13 protein-coding genes are annotated in these 16,860 nt (G+C 65.9%); 7 read left to right on the forward strand and 6 right to left on the reverse strand.

Translation table 11 applies throughout. The features are described 5' to 3' along the window. The first annotated feature begins 9 nt into the window (after window positions 1-9). Complete coding sequence (locus DYQ94_RS19645) at window positions 10-1,134, forward strand: fatty acid desaturase family protein (RefSeq protein ID WP_126966463.1); 1,125 nt, start codon at window positions 10-12, stop codon at window positions 1,132-1,134. 315 nt (window positions 1,135-1,449) lie between these two features. On the opposite strand, the gene DYQ94_RS19650 is transcribed toward DYQ94_RS19645, so the two are convergent. Then, complete coding sequence (locus DYQ94_RS19650) at window positions 1,450-3,009, reverse strand: EAL domain-containing protein (RefSeq protein WP_102582067.1); 1,560 nt, start codon at window positions 3,007-3,009, stop codon at window positions 1,450-1,452. Window positions 3,010-3,392: 383 nt separating this feature from the next. On the opposite strand from DYQ94_RS19650, the gene DYQ94_RS19655 reads away from it, so the two are divergent. After that, window positions 3,393-3,569 carry a hypothetical protein gene (locus DYQ94_RS19655; protein WP_046344854.1) on the forward strand — a complete coding sequence of 59 codons (177 nt, stop codon included), beginning with the start codon at window positions 3,393-3,395 and terminating at the stop codon, window positions 3,567-3,569. 648 nt (window positions 3,570-4,217) lie between these two features. On the opposite strand, the gene DYQ94_RS19660 is transcribed toward DYQ94_RS19655, so the two are convergent. The 3 genes from DYQ94_RS19660 to ubiK all read right to left on the reverse strand — a co-directional run bounded on the left by DYQ94_RS19660 (window position 4,218) and on the right by ubiK (window position 6,823). Then, complete coding sequence (locus tag DYQ94_RS19660) at window positions 4,218-4,727, reverse strand: lipocalin family protein (protein WP_202397356.1); 510 nt, start codon at window positions 4,725-4,727, stop codon at window positions 4,218-4,220. A 281-nt stretch (window positions 4,728-5,008) separates the two neighbouring features. Next, entirely contained in the window at window positions 5,009-6,529 is a 1,521-nt protein-coding gene (locus DYQ94_RS19665) for a YifB family Mg chelatase-like AAA ATPase (RefSeq protein WP_104543574.1), read from the reverse strand. Between the two features lie 15 nt (window positions 6,530-6,544). Then, on the reverse strand, window positions 6,545-6,823 hold the full coding sequence (gene ubiK, locus DYQ94_RS19670) for a ubiquinone biosynthesis accessory factor UbiK (RefSeq protein ID WP_039816672.1): 279 nt from the start codon (window positions 6,821-6,823) through the stop codon (window positions 6,545-6,547). A 191-nt stretch (window positions 6,824-7,014) separates the two neighbouring features. On the opposite strand from ubiK, the gene DYQ94_RS19675 reads away from it, so the two are divergent. Together DYQ94_RS19675 and DYQ94_RS19680 are read left to right on the forward strand one after the other, a co-directional pair. Further along, window positions 7,015-7,353 carry a P-II family nitrogen regulator gene (locus DYQ94_RS19675; RefSeq protein ID WP_016904463.1) on the forward strand — a complete coding sequence of 113 codons (339 nt, stop codon included), beginning with the start codon at window positions 7,015-7,017 and terminating at the stop codon, window positions 7,351-7,353. A 452-nt stretch (window positions 7,354-7,805) separates the two neighbouring features. Then, a complete protein-coding gene (locus tag DYQ94_RS19680) occupies window positions 7,806-9,788 on the forward strand; it encodes a glycoside hydrolase family 84 protein (protein WP_126966467.1) in 1,983 nt (660 codons plus the stop codon). A 349-nt stretch (window positions 9,789-10,137) separates the two neighbouring features. Here the strand turns inward: DYQ94_RS19680 and DYQ94_RS19685 are convergent, their stop codons facing one another. Next, window positions 10,138-10,812 (reverse strand): RIO1 family regulatory kinase/ATPase domain-containing protein, encoded by a 675-nt coding sequence (locus tag DYQ94_RS19685; protein WP_046344826.1) that lies wholly within the window; start codon window positions 10,810-10,812, stop codon window positions 10,138-10,140. Between the two features lie 563 nt (window positions 10,813-11,375). Between DYQ94_RS19685 and DYQ94_RS19690 the strand changes: the two genes are divergently transcribed. Beyond that, window positions 11,376-12,188, forward strand: a complete 813-nt coding sequence (locus tag DYQ94_RS19690) for a hypothetical protein (RefSeq protein ID WP_126966483.1) — start codon at window positions 11,376-11,378, stop codon at window positions 12,186-12,188. A 191-nt stretch (window positions 12,189-12,379) separates the two neighbouring features. Then, entirely contained in the window at window positions 12,380-12,991 is a 612-nt protein-coding gene (locus tag DYQ94_RS19695; RefSeq protein WP_126966468.1) for a PH domain-containing protein, read from the forward strand. Between the two features lie 94 nt (window positions 12,992-13,085). On the opposite strand, the gene speE is transcribed toward DYQ94_RS19695, so the two are convergent. Beyond that, on the reverse strand, window positions 13,086-13,943 hold the full coding sequence (gene speE, locus DYQ94_RS19700) for a polyamine aminopropyltransferase (RefSeq protein WP_024939717.1): 858 nt from the start codon (window positions 13,941-13,943) through the stop codon (window positions 13,086-13,088). A gap of 234 nt (window positions 13,944-14,177) precedes the next feature. Between speE and speA the strand changes: the two genes are divergently transcribed. Continuing rightward, a complete protein-coding gene (gene speA / locus DYQ94_RS19705; protein ID WP_046344820.1) occupies window positions 14,178-16,064 on the forward strand; it encodes an arginine decarboxylase in 1,887 nt (628 codons plus the stop codon). Window positions 16,065-16,860 lie beyond the last annotated feature (796 nt).

Below are 16,860 nucleotides of genomic sequence, written 5' to 3' on the forward strand. Positions count from 1 at the left end.
GGAATCTTCATGAGCCGAGTCCATAACCGCGCCCTGTCCGCTGCCGAACTGCAGTCCTTCGGCGACGAGCTCGATGCCATCCGCGCCCGCGTGCAGAGCCAGGTCGGCGTCGCCGATGCGCGTTACATCCGCCGCATCGTGGCGGCGGTGCGCTGGACCGGCGTGGCCGGTCGCGCGCTGCTGTTCCTGGGCGCGTTCGTGCACAGCGTGCTGGTCCCGGCCTGGATCGCCGGCGTGGTGCTGCTGACCCTGTCCAAGATCCTGGAGAACATGGAGCTGGGCCACAACGTCATGCACGGCCAGTACGACTGGATGGGCGATCCGCAGCTCAACGGCAACACCTACGAGTGGGACATCGTTGCCACCGGCGACAACTGGCGCAAGACGCACAACTTCAAGCACCACACCTATACCAACGTGCGCGGCATGGACGACGACATCGGCTACGGCCTGCTGCGCATCTTCCCCGAGCAGCGCTGGCGCCCGTTCTACCTGCTGCAGCCGTTCGTGGCGGTGTTCTTTGCGCTGCTGTTCGAATGGGGCGTGGCCATCCAGGACCTGCGCCTGGGCCGCTGGTTCGCCGGCAAGATGAAGGCGGCCGAATTGCGCGCCTCGTTCCTGCCGGTCGGCCGCAAGATGGGCCGCCAGATGCTCAAGGACTACATCGTGTTCCCGCTGCTGGCCGGCCCGTTCTTCCTGACCGTGCTGCTGGGCAACCTGGCCGCCAACGTGCTGCGCAGCATCTGGACCTTCGTGATCATCTTCTGCGGCCACTTCACCGCCGATGCGGAAGTGTTCCCGAAGGAGTCGATCCGCAACGAGTCGCGCGGCCATTGGTATCTGCGTCAGCTGCGGGGTTCCTCGAACCTCACCGGCGGCAAGCTGATGAACGTGCTGTCGGGCAACCTGAGCCACCAGATCGAGCATCACTTCTACCCGGACCTGCCGGCCAATCGCTACGCGCAGATTGCGGTCGAGGTGAAGCAGGTCTGTGCGCGCTACGGCCAGCACTACAACACCGGCTCGCTGCCGCGTCAGTTCGGCCAGGTGATGTGGCGGATCGTGCGGCACGCGTTCCCGAGCCGGCCCAAGCCGGTACGCCGCCAACGCGAAGGCGCCTTGCAGAGCGCCTGATCGAAAGGGCCGCCATTGGCGGCCCTTTTTTTTGGGGTGCAGTCAGTCCCTGCCGGATCGCCACACGAGATTGCGCCTTGCCGGGGGCTCGGCATCGGTGCTTGCGGCAGGGGTGGACGCAAAGCGGTAGCGCCAGCTCGGGCAACACGCGTTCGGGCAATTTGAGCTTGCGTGCGGGTGAGATCAGCACCTGCGCTGCGATTCGAGCATGCCGTGCGCGCATACCGTTTATTGCGGTGCCCGGATCGCCGTGGCTGTTGGTCGATTGCGCGTCCTGACGGTCCAGGTCAGTGCAGGGCGCCGTCCCGGCGCCGGTCAGTGCGCAGCGCCGCGCATTAGTGCGTGGTAGGCGATGAAGCCGGTAGCCGGCAGCGCGCGCGAGAACAGCCAGCCCTGCGCCAGATCCACGCCGTGCGCGCGCAGATAGTCCAGCTGCTCCTGCCGTTCCACGCCTTCGGCAATGGTGCGTAACTGCAGCGTCTTGGCCATGTCGATGATGTGCGAGGTCACCGCGCTGGTGGCCGAATGGGTGCCGATGGTATCCACGAACGACTTGTCGATCTTCAGCGCATCCAGCGGCAATCCCTGCAGGTACTGCAGGCTCGAGTACCCGGTGCCGAAGTCGTCGATCGACACCGTGTGGCCGGCACCGCGCAAATGGGTGATGGTGGTGCGTGCCGCTTCGATGTCCATCAGGCTGCGTTCGGTCGCCTCCACCCACAACTGCCCGCTGTCCACACTAGTGCCATGCAGCGCCTGGGCAAGCACGGTCTGCACACGGCCGCTCTTGATGTCCTCGGCAGAGACATTGATGGCCACGTGCAGGGAGGGGTCAGCCGCCAGGGTGGGGCCGAGGTCGCGGATGACTTCGGCCACCACCAGGTCGGTGATCGGCAGGATCAAGCCGCTTTCTTCGGCCAGCGGGATAAAGGCATCGGGCGGGATCAGCACGCCATCGGGTTGCTGCCAGCGTACCAGCGCCTCGGCACCGACGCAGGCGCCGGTGTCGAGCGCGATGATCGGCTGGTAATGCACGACGAACTCGTTGCGCTGGACGGCGATTTCCAGCCGTGCCAGCGGCGACAACCGCCGCCGCGACACCCAGATCACCAGGCTGACCAACAGCAGCGCCAGCGCAATGCCGACCGGCACCACCTGCAGCCGTGCGGCTGCCAGCGGCCCCCGTAGATAGGCCGCCGGCTCGGTGACGACCGCGGCCCAGTCGCCGCGGCGGTCGCGGCCGGACAACACCTGGGCATCTGCGCCGGTGCCGGATGCATCGGTCGGCGCTGCGATCAGCAGCCGCTCGGCGGCAGTGCCGGTACTGCTCAGTATCTGTCCGTCCGGCGTGCCGATCGCCAACTGCAGGCCGGGCGGCAGATTGATGTCGGTCAGCGTGGTCGGATTGATCAGGACGTTGTAGTCGCGCAGTTGCAGGGCCATCAGCGGGTGTTGCGGATTGGCCAGCGGACGCAGCCGCGTGGTGACCGCAATGCCACGCTTGACCACGAAGTCGGCAGCGGTGTGCGCAACCGCCTGCGGCGATGGCCCCCATGAGGTACAGCGCAACCGGCCCTGCTGCATGTAGCCGAGTTCGACGATGTAGTGACTGGCCAGTACCAGTGCGCGCATCTGCGCCAGATGCGACTGCGAGCAGGGCGGCAGTTGCGATGCGCCCATACTCAGGAGCGCGCCATGGGCCTCGTCGAAGGCAGTGTCGGTGCGCCGGATCGACAGCGCCGCGAGCTGCGCGAGTTTGCTCTCCTCGCGGTCCAGCGCCAGCCGCCATGCCAGATAGTAGGACAGGCTGATCGGAAGCATTGCGCCCAGCAATACCAGCAGCACGGTCAGACTGATGATGCGTTGACGCTTCACCTCACCACCCACATCTGCGTGGAGGGGTGCTCACGCACGACAGCCCGTGCAGAGCGACGCTGACGCGTATCGCCCCGCCACTGGCGCAGCATGCCGGCGCCGCACGCGGACGTGCCGCGCGAGGACGCTGGAGACAGTGACGGTGGACTGATGAGGCTGCACGTCGCGAATGTACGACAGACGCGCGGGTTGCGCGCGTCCGCGGAGCGAAGCAGACGTGATTTTCTGCAAACGACGATGCCGGCAGGTGTGGCAATCGGCCTCGTCAACGGATTCACGCGCCTGCACCAGGCGGCGCGCTAGGGTCGAAGTGTCTGTGCTCCCAAGCGGGAGCCACGGCGCCACCCGGCCCCGTGCAAGGCACTCTCCCTGGAGGAATTACCATGACAACGCAGAAAGAACGCGTCGGCGGCACCGATGCGGTGCCGATCTTCAAGATGCAGGAAACCACCCGCGATGGCGAACTGACCAAGTACGTGGTCGGCGACACCGGCGTCGCCTTCGACAGCCTGGAAGGCGCGCAGGCTGCGGCCAAGGATCTGGGTGCGCTCGACGGTTGAGTCGGGCTGCAGTCCGGTCGCCAGTCGTCCAATATCAGATAGGCGAGGGGGGTAGGTCGAGGGTGCTAGGCGAGGGGGTAGGTCGAGGGTGCGGCGCCCTCACCGCTTGCGGGACACGCCGTGAATCCGTCCGTGTAGGCTCCTTGGCGGCATTGATGCCGCCAAGGGTCTCGCAACCGGCGGGGGTCCCGCACTAGCGAGTTGGTCGGCTGCTTTCTCGAAAGCGTGTTCCTGAGCTTGTGGCGGGCAGAGGAGACGTTTGTCGGTTGCGCGTTGAAAACCTGTCTGCCGCGCGGCTTGGGATGGGAAGCCGGTGGCATACACCGTGATCCGAACACCCGATGTCTTGCCTTGCTTGCCCGCGCGCACCGACCATCTCCACTGGTCCTTGCCTGCCTACCGTCGCGGGACCTTACGCGGCATGGATGCCGCGTAAGAGCCTACAGGGACGTACTTGCGGCGTGTCCCGCGATGGTAGGCGGGCAACGACCCTGCAGCCAATCCGCAGATCAGCCGCTCTCGAATTGGCCTGGCTCTACAGTCGAGCTAACCGCAACCCCGATCCCCAAAGACATAAGACATTCGCTGGCCCGTGGTGCGTGCCCTAGCGAGGAAGTTGAAGGCTGCTTTGTCAGCTTGGCGTAGCTGTCAGAGAAGTGGCTGCTCCGTCAGTCGCCCGGTGTGCGGGGTGTGGATCAGCGGGGCCAGATCGAAGCCCTGCTCGCGCGCATGCGCCAGATAGGCCTGGGTGGTGTTTTCGTCCAGTTGCGGCAGCCTTGCCAGCAGCCACAGGTACTTGCGGTCGGGTCCGCCGACCAGCGCGGCGGTGTAGTCCGCATCGATGCGCATCACCCAGTAATCGCCTTTGGTGAACGGAATCCAGCGCAGGCCTTCGGGCAGGAAGGTGACCTCCAGTCGTGCATTGCTGTCGTCGATGGCGCGCGCCTGCCCGATCGCTTCTTCCAGCTCGCCCTCGGCGGTCAGGCAGCGGTTCTGCACCCGCACAGTGCCATCGTCCTGCAACGAATAGTGCGCCGACACATCGGTGCAATCGGCATCCTCGAAGCGAATCGGCAGCCGTGCGATTTCGTACCAGGTGCCCAGATAACGATTCAGATCCAGGGACGGGACGGTGACTAGGTCGGGAAGTCGGCTCATGACGGCCTCTGCGCAATGGGAAGGCGGACGTTGTACGTGCATCGCCATGAAATGGATGTTGCGACGCTGGAGAGAGCGTGTGGACGTATCGGCGGATGCTGTGCCGCCGGATGGAAGCACGCGTACGCGCCCTGCCGACGAACCGGCAGCAGATAACCCTTCGATGGAGACAGCGATCGATCGCATTGCCGTCTGGAATTCCTTAGCATCCTAACGAAACTGCGCGGCATCGTCGTACGGTGGACCACTGCCACCACGTTGAGGCGTTTGGATCGGCGCTGCTACGCCGCGCTCGCCGTGCCGATGGCGCGATCCAGTTTGCGGTAACCAATGGCCTCGGTCAGATGCCGGGTGGCAATGGCCGCACTGTCGTCGAGATCGGCAATGGTGCGGGCCACGCGCAGGATGCGATGCATCGAGCGTGCGGAGAGCTGCAGGTGTTCGATGGCGCGTTCCAGCAGCACCTGATCGTCGCCTTCCAGGCGGCAGTGGTCATCGGTCTGTGCCTGATCCAGGTGAGCGTTGGGTGCGCCGGCACGCGCGAGTTGCCGTTGGCGTGCGGCGACCACGCGGGCACGCATGCTGGCGCTGTCTTCGCCGGGATCGCCGCTGCGCAAGGCCTGCGGGGGCAGTCGCGGCACTTCGACATGCAGGTCGATCCGGTCCAGCAACGGGCCGGAGATGCGGCTGCGATAGCGGCGGATGCTGTCGCTGCTGCAGCGGCAGCGCCCGCTGCCATCGCCGGCCCATCCGCACGGGCATGGGTTCATGGCAGCAACCAGCTGGAAGCGTGCCGGGAAATCCACGCTGCGCGCGGCGCGCGAGATCGTCACCAGGCCGGATTCCAGGGGCTCGCGCAACACTTCCAGCGTCTGCCGTTGCCATTCGGGCAATTCGTCCAGAAACAGCACGCCGTTGTGGGCCAGCGAGATCTCGCCCGGGCGCGGATGCGTGCCGCCCCCGACCAATGCGACCGCGCTGGCGGTATGGTGCGGAGCCCGGTAGGGCCGCTGCCGCCAGCGCGCAAGATCCAGCCCGCGGCCGCTGACCGAGGTAATGGCAGCGGTTTCCAGTGCCTCGGCCTCGCTGGATTCCGGCAACAGGCCGGGCAGGCGCGAGGCGAGCAGGGTCTTGCCGCAGCCAGGGCTGCCGACCAGCAATAAATGGTGACCACCGGCAGCGGCGATCTCCAGCGCGCGACGCGCGTGCGGCTGGCCGCGCACATCGGCCATGTCGGGCAGCGCGCGCGCGCCGAGCGCCGGAACCGCTACTTCGGCAGCGGGCGCCCGTTGGCTGCCGTTGAGCGCGGCGCAGACTTCCAGCAGCGTACGCGCGGTGAAGGCCTCGACGTGCCCGGCGACAGCCGCTTCGGCACCATTGACTAGCGGCACGATCAGCCGTCGCCCGGCCTGCGCGGCAGCCAGGGCGGCCGGCAGCACGCCATCGACGCCGCGCAATTCGCCGGTCAGCGCCAGCTCGCCGAGAAACTCGTAGTCGGCAAGGGTTTGACGATCGATCTGCCCGCTGGCGGCCAGGATGCCGAGGGCGATCGGCAGGTCGAAGCGGCCGCCTTCCTTCGGTAAGTCGGCCGGGGCCAGGTTGATGGTGATGCGCCGGGCGGGAAATTCGAATTGTGCGCACAGCAGCGCCGCACGCACGCGTTCGCGCGATTCGCGTACCGCAGCCTCGGGCAGGCCCACGATCTGGGTGGAGGGAAGCCCGCCGGAGAGATGCACCTCCACCCGGACCTCAGGTGCATGCACCCCCACGCGGGCACGGCTGTGCACCAGCGCCAGACTCATGGTGGACGGCCCCGATCAGGGAGCGGCAGGTGGCGCTGTGGGCGGCGTCGCGGGTGCGCGGGCTTCCAGCGCGGCCACGGCTTGCTCCAGCGCGTCGAGTTTTTCGCGCGTGCGCAGCAGCACCGCGCGCTGCACGTCGAACTCTTCGCGGGTGACCAGATCCAGCTTGCCCAGGCCGGCCTGCAGCGCGCCCTTGAAGGTGCTCTGCAGTTCTTCGCGCGATTGGCGCAGGCCCGGCGGCACCAGGTCGCTGAGGCGGCGGGCGAGGTCGTCGAGCTGGTTGAAATCGATCATGGGTGTTCTCCGCAGGTCCGTAGGAAGCCTAGTGCAGGCCGGGACACGCGGGACATCGGCAAGGCAGTCGGCAGGCGGTAAGGATAGTCCCATTCGACTGTCGGCCGCGGTGACGGCCGCGCGCCACGGGGTGAGTGTTACGGCCGTCCACGGTATGCTGCGCGCCCTGTCATGCCGCTGGATCTGCACCGATGAAAATGATCATGGCCATCGTCAAACCGTTCAAGCTCGACGATGTGCGCGAAGCGCTCGCCGGCTGCGGGGTGGCAGGCATCACGGTCACCGAGGTCAAGGGCTTCGGGCGCCAGAAGGGGCACACCGAGCTGTATCGCGGTGCCGAATACGTGGTCGATTTCCTGCCCAAGGTGAAGATCGAAGTGGCGGTGACCGACGACCAGGCCGAGCGCGTGGTCGAAGCCATCGTGACCGCGGCCGGGACCGGCAAGATCGGCGACGGCAAGGTGTTCGTCTACGACCTGGGCAGCGTGGTGCGCATCCGCACCGGCGAGCTGGACAGCGACGCGCTGTAAGGCGTCAGCGGGCAGCGCCTTTGGCCGCTGCTGCGCCGTTGGTACTCAGGCGATTGGCCGATTGCTGAGATACCGCACCCGTCATCGCCCGATTGCCGCGACACAGCGCCACGGTGTCCACCACTGCGTCGTGGGTCACCGTTCGCCGTGGGTAGGCGGCATCTGGCATCGATGGCCGACGCGTCTGCGAGACGGTGCTCCGTGCGCAACCTCATCCGGGGCAGTTGGCCCGCGACATGACCCGAGCGGTAACACGCCCACGCGTGTGCTCATACCATTTCAATACCGCAGATCAAATCCGGCGCCTGAGGCCAGCAGCGGCCTCAACGTTGTGCCGTCACGCAGCCCGCCCTTCTGCTCTCAAGAAATGTCGTGAGGCCGGGCCCGCTTGTCGCCACGCGACGACTTGCCTACTCTAGGGCCTAATACCATTTCAATACCGGAGTTCGGGGATGAAGCGACGCGATAGGAAGTCGGGCTTGCGCCCGCTCTCGCTCTGGCTGGCAGCGGGCCTGGCAACGGCGGCCGTCCCCGCACTGGCACAGCCGGTCACCCAGCCGGCGATCTTCCCCACGCCGGTTTCGATCACGCTGCAGGGCGGCACCGTCACGCTGGGTCAGTCAGTGGTGCTGGTGGCGGCGCCGGGTGCGGATCCGGAATCGGTCGCGCTGGTACGCCGCATCCTCGGTACGGCCGGCGTCACCAAGATCGCCACCGCGGCGCGTCTGCCAGCCACGCTCGACCGCCCGCACATCGTGCTCGGCACCGGTGAGGCGGCAGTGGTGCGCGATGCGCTGACCCGCAGCAAGGCGGTGCAGGACACCCACAAGGAGGGCTATACGCTCGCCAGCGTGGCGCTCGGCACCGGCAGCCTGATCACGCTGGCCGGCCATGACAACGACGGGCTGTTCCATGCGGCGCAGACGCTGCGCCAGCTGGTCGAGCGCCCGGCCATTCCGACCCTGGCGATCCAGGATCATCCGGCGATGCCGATCCGCGGCACCATCGAAGGTTTCTACGGCGCGCCATGGTCGATGGCCGACCGCAGCAAGCACATCGCGTTTCTCGCCCGCAGCAAGGCCAATACCTTCATCTACAGCCCCAAGGACGACCCGTACGCGCGCGATCGCTGGCGCGAGGCATATCCGGCCGCGACGCTGAAGGCGCTGGGCAAGCTGGCGGCCACCGCCAGGCGCAACCATGTCGACTTCGTCTATGCGATCTCGCCGGGGCCGTCGGTGTGCTTCTCCGATCCGGCCGATGCCAAGGCGCTGCTGCGCAAGTTCGATGCCTTCCGTGCGCTGGGCGTCCGCAGCTTCTACGTGGCGCTGGACGATATCGAATACACCAAGTGGAACTGCGAGCGCGACAAGACCACCTTCGGCGCGTCCGGCGCGCAGGCGGCCGGTATCGCGCAGTCGCATCTGCTCAACCTGGTGCAGGCCGATCTGGTCGCCCGCCACGATGCAGCCTCGGAGCTGATCATGGTGCCGACCGAGTATTACGACGCCAAGGAAAGCCCGTACAAGGAAGCGCTGCGCAAGCATCTGGACCCGAAGATCGTGGTGCAGTGGACCGGCACCGATGTGGTGCCGCCGGCCATTTCCATTCCCGATGCACGCGCGGCCACCAAGGCGTTCGGCCGCAAGACGCTGCTGTGGGACAACTACCCGGTCAACGATTTCGAAACCTCGGCCGGGCGCCTGCTGATGGCGCCGTATGCGCGGCGCGAGGCCGGCCTGTCGGCGGAGTTGTCCGGCATCGTCTCCAACCCGATGAATCAGGAAGCGCCCAGCCGGGTGGCGGTGATGGGGCTGACCGCCTTCGCCTGGAACGACACCGGCTACGACGCCCAGCGCACCTGGCATGCGGCCGCACGCGACCTGGCCGGTGGCGACGCGCAGGTGACCGCCGCGCTGCTGACCTTCTTCGATACCCAGCATCTGGCGCCGACCTTCGGCAGCCAGCCGTGGCAGGAACAGGCGCCGCGCCTGAAGGCGGTGCTCGACCAGGTGCGCGAGGCGATCGCGCTCGGCGATGCGGCAGCGCGCAGCCAGGCCATCGCCGAGCTGGCGCGTACGGCCGACGCGTTCGCGGCCGCGCCGCAGAGCATTCGCGCAGGCGTGGCCGACAAGGGCTTTGCGGAACAATCGCGCCCCTGGCTGGAGGCGATGGAAGGCTGGGGCCGCGCGCTGCAGCAGACCGCAGCCGGGCTGGATGCCGCCAATCGCGGTGACGCGCAGGCGGCAGTTGCGTTTGCCGATGCCAAGCGGATCGCCGCCGAAGCCGCGGCGATCCCCTCGATCCCCGGCGCCACGCGCTTCGGTGGCCCGGTCAAGATCGCCGATGGCGTGCTGGACCGCTTCGTCGCCGACGCGCCGCAACTGATCGCCTACCGCGCGCCGTCGGCAGGCGAAGCGGAAAGCGCGCAGTGAGGAGCCGGGGCGGCGACCGGACGACCGGCTAGCCGCCTGGAGGGCGCCGCCGGTGCACGGCATCGGCGCGTCCCCCTGTCCACTGTGGTTTCCCCGCGCCGTTGCGCACCGCCTGGCGATTGCTCGCCAGGAAGATTGGCGCACCGTTGGCGTGGCATCGGGATGGCCAGGCTTGCAGCCCGGCGGGTGTGGCCCGCGTCGCCGGATCAGCATGCGGGACGCAGATCGATGCGCGTTGTTGCGCTGGTGTCGGGGCTGGATGCAGGGCGCGGTGCGCGTCACCAGCCAGGCATCACGGCGCGTGCGCGCTGCCTCGGTGGCGGGCTTGCGGCCTGCCGGTCAGCGGGTTTCAGTCGGCACTGGTTGGCTGCGCATCGCGCTTCAGGTGCCGATACAGCCGCTTCCAGCTGCCGCGGATGGTGCGTACCCAGCGCGGCTCGGCGCTGCGTGCGGCCTCGTCGGCGGTCGGCGCGATCCCGGCCAGGCGCTGGCGCATCTTCTGGAAATTGGCCAGGTCGCTGCGCTGCAGTTGCCGCGCCAGCGTGCCGCGCCGCAACCAGCGCGGGAAGCGCCAGGCCGAGGTGAAATCGATCAGCACCGGCACGCCGGCACTGATCACCACATTGGTGCCGTGCAGATCGTTGTGGGTGATGCCGACGGCGTGCAGGCGGCGCAGCGCCTGCTGCAATTGTTGGAACACTTCCTGGCCGACCACCGCACTGGCGCTGAGGGTGTCGCCGGGGATGAACTCCATGCCCAACGCCAGCCCGCCCAGCGTGCCGAGCAGGGCCGGCGCGTGCCGCCAGCCGTGCAGGCGGGCCAGCATCTTGGCCTCGTGCCGCACCATCAGCCGCGCGATCGGCGCCAGCAGCGTACGGCGGTAGCGGCTGTAGTCCTTGACCACCGCCAGCTGCCCATCCAGATGCGTGCGATAGACGTTGGGCTCGAGCAGCCGGGTGCCCTGCTTGAGCAGCACGGGCGTGACGATTTGCAGGCTGGAGGTGTCCAGCGGCTGGTAATGCATGGCAAGTCTCCGGACCTTGGCGGCGCGGAGGAATCACGCGTCTGGCAGGTTCACGATGATCGCGGGGGATCGGTCCGGTGAATTTTAGAACTTGCGAGTACTGAAATTACATTTGTTTAACAAATGAAATGTTCCGGGAGTGGAACGGTTCGAAGAATCAATAGCTTGCCGCGTCAGCTGCAGTCAATCTTGTCGATACGTCCTTACGACGCGCTGCCCGCAGCGAGCGTGCGTGGAGCGCAGCGCACCCCGTACCCGTCGGCAGCAGCGCTTCTCGGGGCAGATGGCCGCGCACTGTGCGCACCGATGGTCAGCGATCACAGCCCTTCTTGACAGCTGCTGAGACTCGATTCACTGTGCCGGCTGCGGTCAGGGGGCTGCATCACACGTCAGTACCGGCACGTCCACGCGGACGATGCCTGAAGCCGAGTACGCGCACGATCCGGTGATGCTGGGAAAGCCCCCGAATGGGACAGCAACTGCGCCACTTCCGGACGCCGCCAGGTCATGCCTGCGTGCGCATGGATGCGGGGACGATGGAGGACGACTCATTGGGGAATGCAATGAAAAGGACCGCAACATGGCTGTTGGCCTGCACGGCGCTGGGCTGCGTTTCCGACGCGGCCGCGCAGTCGTTGTCGCGTGGCTGGGATACCTATCGGCAACAGCAAAAGCAGCAACAGGCCGCTGCACAGAGCGGCGCAGCGCAGCTGGCGACGCCAGCGGCATCGAGCACTGCACAAACGAACGACGACGCGCTGCAGTCAGCCGCAGCCAATGGTAGTTCCACAGCTGGACCTGCCGAAGCCACCACCATCGCTTCTGCTCCATCCACGGCCGTGGCGCCGTCGCCGGCTCTCGCGTATGGGTCGGCGACGCCACGCGAGGAAGAGCAACGTCTCAAGAGCGGTGTCTTTCTTGGTGTGCAGGGCGGTCAGGGGAAAGTATACGAAGGCATCGATCAGGACATGCTCGGCTTTAATGCCGGCTATCGCTGGCGGGCAGGCCCGGTGACCCTGATCGGCATCGAAGCGGCGGTGGGAAAGCTGGCCCGCATCAGCGATCATGAGGACTCCTACGTACCCGGCGTGGAATTCGGCAGTCTGGGCGGCACTGCGCGTTTCAACTTTGGTGACAGTCCACTTTTCGCTGTGGTAGGCCTGGGCTATTGGTCGGCCAATTCCAACGGCGAATCGAATGAGCGCGTGTCAGGTGCGTACGCGGGTGCCGGCTTTGGCGTAGACATTGGCCGGCACGCCAGTTTGAGCGTGTTCTATACCAACTATCTTTATGCCAACGACTATTACTACTCCGACGAAGACATCACCATCAATCGTGCCGAAGTGTTGAACGTTGGCGCTGAAGTTCGCTTCTGACCGGTTGCTTGATCAAAAGTGTGTAACGACAGGGCGGATGGTGGCATCCGCCCTGTCGTGTTTGGAGCGTGGAGAGCGCTGAATCCTTGGATGAACCGAGGCCTGCAGCGCGTGCGATGCCGCAACCTGCATGCTGGATGTGGTGTCATACAAGACAACGCTGCGGCGCAGGCGATCACGACGAGGAAGGTATGGAGGTCTTAACGCAATTCCTGACCGATGAGCAGGATCCGGTGGCCGTGGGCAAGATCCTGCCCAAGGTGAACGAGCTGCTGACGCGGGACGAGCAGGTCGAGTACATCGCAGTGCAGAAGAAAATGGTGGTGAACCTGTCGCCGGCCGCGGTGGTGCTGACCACTCGCAGATTCATCGTGGTGCACCCCACGCTGTTCGGGATGACGTTTCGCGATGTCCCCTGGCGCGAGGTGCTCGACGTGCACATGAGCGAGCAGATGCTGGGAGCGACGATCATGTGCCGCACCACGCAAGGCGGCTACCTGTCCATCGACAGCCTGCCCAAGAAGCAGGCCCGGCGGGTCTACGCCTATGCGCAGCAGGTGGAGGAATCGGCCTACGAAAAGCGCCAGCAGCTGGAGTTCGACAAGTTGCGCGCATCGGCAGGTGGCGTGGTGGTGCACGCACCCACCGCGCAGGGCAGCGCATCCTCGTCACCGCAGAGCACGGCAGCGGCCGCGGACGATCCGATCCAGGTGCTGAGCAAGCTCAAGCAACTGCTGGATGCGGGACTGGTGACCCAGGAAGAGTTCGACGCCAAGAAAGCCGAGGTGCTGGCGCGGTTGTAGCGCGCTCGGCACGGTTGCCTAGTCACGGCCTGGCCATGATTACTGGCGCGCCGCCCGCATCCGCGGGCGGCGCACTACGATGCGTAAGCCGCGCTTACTCGCCCAGCGCCTTGGCCACGAACGGCGGTGCGACCAGCACGCCGGTATGCAGGTGCGCGGTGTAGTACAGCGTCTCGAAGCCCTTGGCCTGCGCAGCGTCCTGGCGGAAGGCGAAATCGGCGTTGGCCTGCTTGCTGGCCATGGTCACGCTCCACCAGCCGGTGGGGTAGCACGGCTGCGGGAACGGCAGGGTCTTGAACGATTGGAAGCCGGCCTTGCCCATTTCGGTACGCATTTCCTTGATCAGCTCCAGCAGCGCCAGCGGCGATTCGGACTGCTGCACCAGGATGCCGTCGTCCTTCAATGCCTTGAAGCAGCTCTCGTAGAAGGCCTTGTTGAACAGGCCCTCGGCCGGGCCGACCGGGTCGGTGGAATCGACGATCACGATGTCCACGCTGCCGGCCGGGCAGTTGGCCATGTAGGCCACGCCGTCGTCGAACAGCAGCTCGGCGCGCGCATCGTGGTTGGAATCGCACAGCTCGGGGAAGTACTTCTCCGACATGCGGGTGACCTGCTCGTCGATGTCGCACTGGGTGGCGCTTTCCACGCCCGGGTGCTTGAGCACCTCGCGCAGGGTGCCGCAGTCGCCGCCGCCGATGATCACCACGCGCTTGGGCGCGGCGTGGGTGAACAGCGCCGGATGGCTGATCATCTCGTGATAGAAGAAATTGTCGCGGCTGGTCAGCATCACCGCGCCGTCGATCAGCATCAGCTTGCCCCAGTCGGTGGTCTGGTAGATCTCGATCTTCTGGAACGGGGACTGCACCTCGTCCAGCTTGCCGCTGATGCGGAAGCCGATCGCCGAGCCGGTCGGCTGGAAATGTTCGATGTACCAGTTGTCGTTGGCGCTCATGCAAGGTCCTGAAAGATGGGGCTGTTCCTTCTCCCACTTGGGAAAAGGTGGCGCGAAGCGCCGGATGAGGGTCGGGCGCAGCCGCGCACAAGCAAGCTGCTGGCGGCCATCCCGAACCCCCGCCAACCCCGCTCCAATCAGGAGCAGGGCGTGAAGTCGGCGCGGATTGTAACGGACCCTGCGCGTGCCAGGCGTTACACTTCACGCCCTTTTTGCCCCAGCCGAGTCAGCGAAATGAGCGATTGGTCCCTCGACCAAGCCCGCAAGACCTATTCGATCCCGCATTGGGCCGACGGGTATTTCGATGTGAACGACGCCGGACATGTGGTGGTCACGCCGACCAGCGACGGTCCGTCGGTATCGTTGCCCGAGGTGGTGGACGCCGCGCGCGCAGCCGGCGCCAAGCTGCCGCTGCTGGTGCGTTTCCCGGACATCCTGGGCCAGCGCCTGGGCAAGCTGCAGGCGGCGTTCGCGCAGGCGCAATCCGAATGGGACTACGCCGGCGGCTACACGGCCGTCTACCCGATCAAGGTCAACCAGCATCGCGGCGTGGCCGGCACGCTGGCCAGCCACCACGGCGACGGCTTCGGCCTGGAGGCGGGCAGCAAGCCGGAGCTGATGGCGGTGCTGGCGCTGTCGCGTCCGGGCGGGCTGATCGTCTGCAACGGCTACAAGGACCGCGAATACATCCGCCTGGCGTTGATCGGCCGCAAGCTCGGCCTGCAGACCTTCATCGTCATCGAAAAGCCCTCCGAGCTGAAGCTGGTGCTGGAGGAGGCGCGCGCGCTGGACGTCAAGCCGGGTCTGGGCGTGCGCATGCGCCTGGCCTCGCTTGGCGCGGGCAAGTGGCAGAACAGCGGTGGCGACAAGGCCAAGTTCGGGCTGTCGCCACGGCAGGTGCTGGACCTGTGGAAGACCCTGCGCGACACCGAGTACGCCGACAGCCTGCAGCTGCTGCATTTCCACATGGGCTCGCAGATCTCCAATGTGCGCGACATCGCCAACGGCATGCGCGAGGCCACGCGCTACTTCGTGGAGCTGTCGCGGCTGGGCGCCAGGATCAGCCATGTGGACGTTGGCGGCGGCCTGGGCATCGATTACGAAGGCACGCGCTCGCGCAGCTATTGCTCGATCAATTACGGCCTGCATTCCTACGCCAGCAACATCGTGCAGCCGCTGGCCAGCGCCTGCGAGGAGCACGGCCTGACCCCGCCGCGCATCGTCACCGAATGTGGCCGCGCGATGACCGCCCACCACGCGGTGCTGATCGCCAACGTGTCCGAAGTGGAGCAGGCGCCGGAAGGTCGCGTGCCGGACGCACACGACGACGAGCCGGCAGCGATCCGCCACCTGCGCGAGATCCACGACGAGCTCGATGTGCGCCCGGCGGTGGAACTGTTCCAGGAGGCGCAGCACTTCCATGCCGAAGGCTTGAGTGCGTATGCACTGGGCCAGATCGACCTGACCCACCGCGCGCGTATCGACGACCTGTTCTATGCGATTGCGCATGGCGTGCGTGCACGCCTGAGCTTCGACGAGAAGAGCCATCGCCCGGTGCTGGACGAGCTCAACGAGCGGCTGGTGGACAAGTACTTCGTCAACTTCAGCGTGTTCGAGTCGATTCCGGATGTGTGGGCGATCGACCAGGTGTTCCCGATCGTGCCGATCGAGCGCTTGAACGAAGCGCCGCAGCGGCGCGGCATCATCGCCGACATGACCTGCGACTCGGACGGCATGGTCAAGACCTACGTCGAGAACGAAAGCCTGGACAGCTCGATGCCGCTGCACACGCTGAATCCGGGCGAGAGTTATCGCATCGGCTTCTTCCTGGTCGGTGCCTACCAGGAAATCCTGGGCGATATCCATAACCTGTTCGGCGATACCGATGCGGTGGAAGTGGCCGTGGACGGCGATGGCTATCGCATCGCGCAGCAGCGCCGCGGCGATACCACCGATGTGATGCTGGACTACGTGGGCTATCAGCTGGACACGCTGCGTGCGACCTATGCCGAGCGCATCGCCGCCGCGCAGCTGTCGCCCGAGCGCGCACAGGAATTGAGCGATGCGCTGGAAGCAGGGTTGACCGGTTACACCTATCTGTCCGACGAACCGTTGGGCTGAGGCACTGCGCGCTGCGGGGCCGTGGCGCGCCATGCTGTTTTCACCCTGGCGCGCACTGCATTGACGCGACGGCCCGCAGCATCGCTGCGCGGCCGTCATGTGGCGTAACTCATGTTCATGATCCGGTGCCATCGCTGGACGCCATGGTTTCTATGCGCCCTGGCCGAGCCCGGTAACGCATTGCCTGCAACGACGGCGTGCCACGATCAACGCCATCGGCCCAGCCAGGGCCAGGCAATCACCAGCAACAGCTGTGCATACGTGATCGCCTCAGCATGGCGATGACAATCAAGTAACCGTGGTGTGACCGCACGGTTGCAGACGGCATTGCAAAAAATCACTGTATTTTGCGAAGTGGTTGCGCTGGTAATGCAATAACGTCAACGCCGTTGCACACAATGGTCTTAGTGCATGCGGCCATGGGCGCGGCGCAGGCGATGCAAAATTCCCGGAAAAAAAGCCTTCACCGGCTGCGGTGCGATGCATGGCCGTCGGTTCGGTAGCGCGCAACCGCCGGAAAACGCGCGCTATGGGCGTATGCATCCAGAACATTAGTTGAAATCACACTTCGGCAAAAAATTTTCGCAGGCGACGCGGATTTCGTGATTTTTGCACGGTTTATCGCGGTGGCTAATTGTTAGTGTTTGTTTAACTTGTCGGGAAACAAGTGCTTTTAGCAATGTCGTTGCACGTCGTGGTAGCGACGCTGCACGTCGCTTCGTGGTGCGTTCCCATTGTGCGTTTCCATCGTATATCGCCGGCATGCGTTGGCGGTCGTCGGTGTCTCTTACCTCAC

The organism is Xanthomonas sp. LMG 8993 (genome assembly GCF_009835065.2).
Taxonomy (GTDB): domain Bacteria; phylum Pseudomonadota; class Gammaproteobacteria; order Xanthomonadales; family Xanthomonadaceae; genus Xanthomonas; species Xanthomonas arboricola.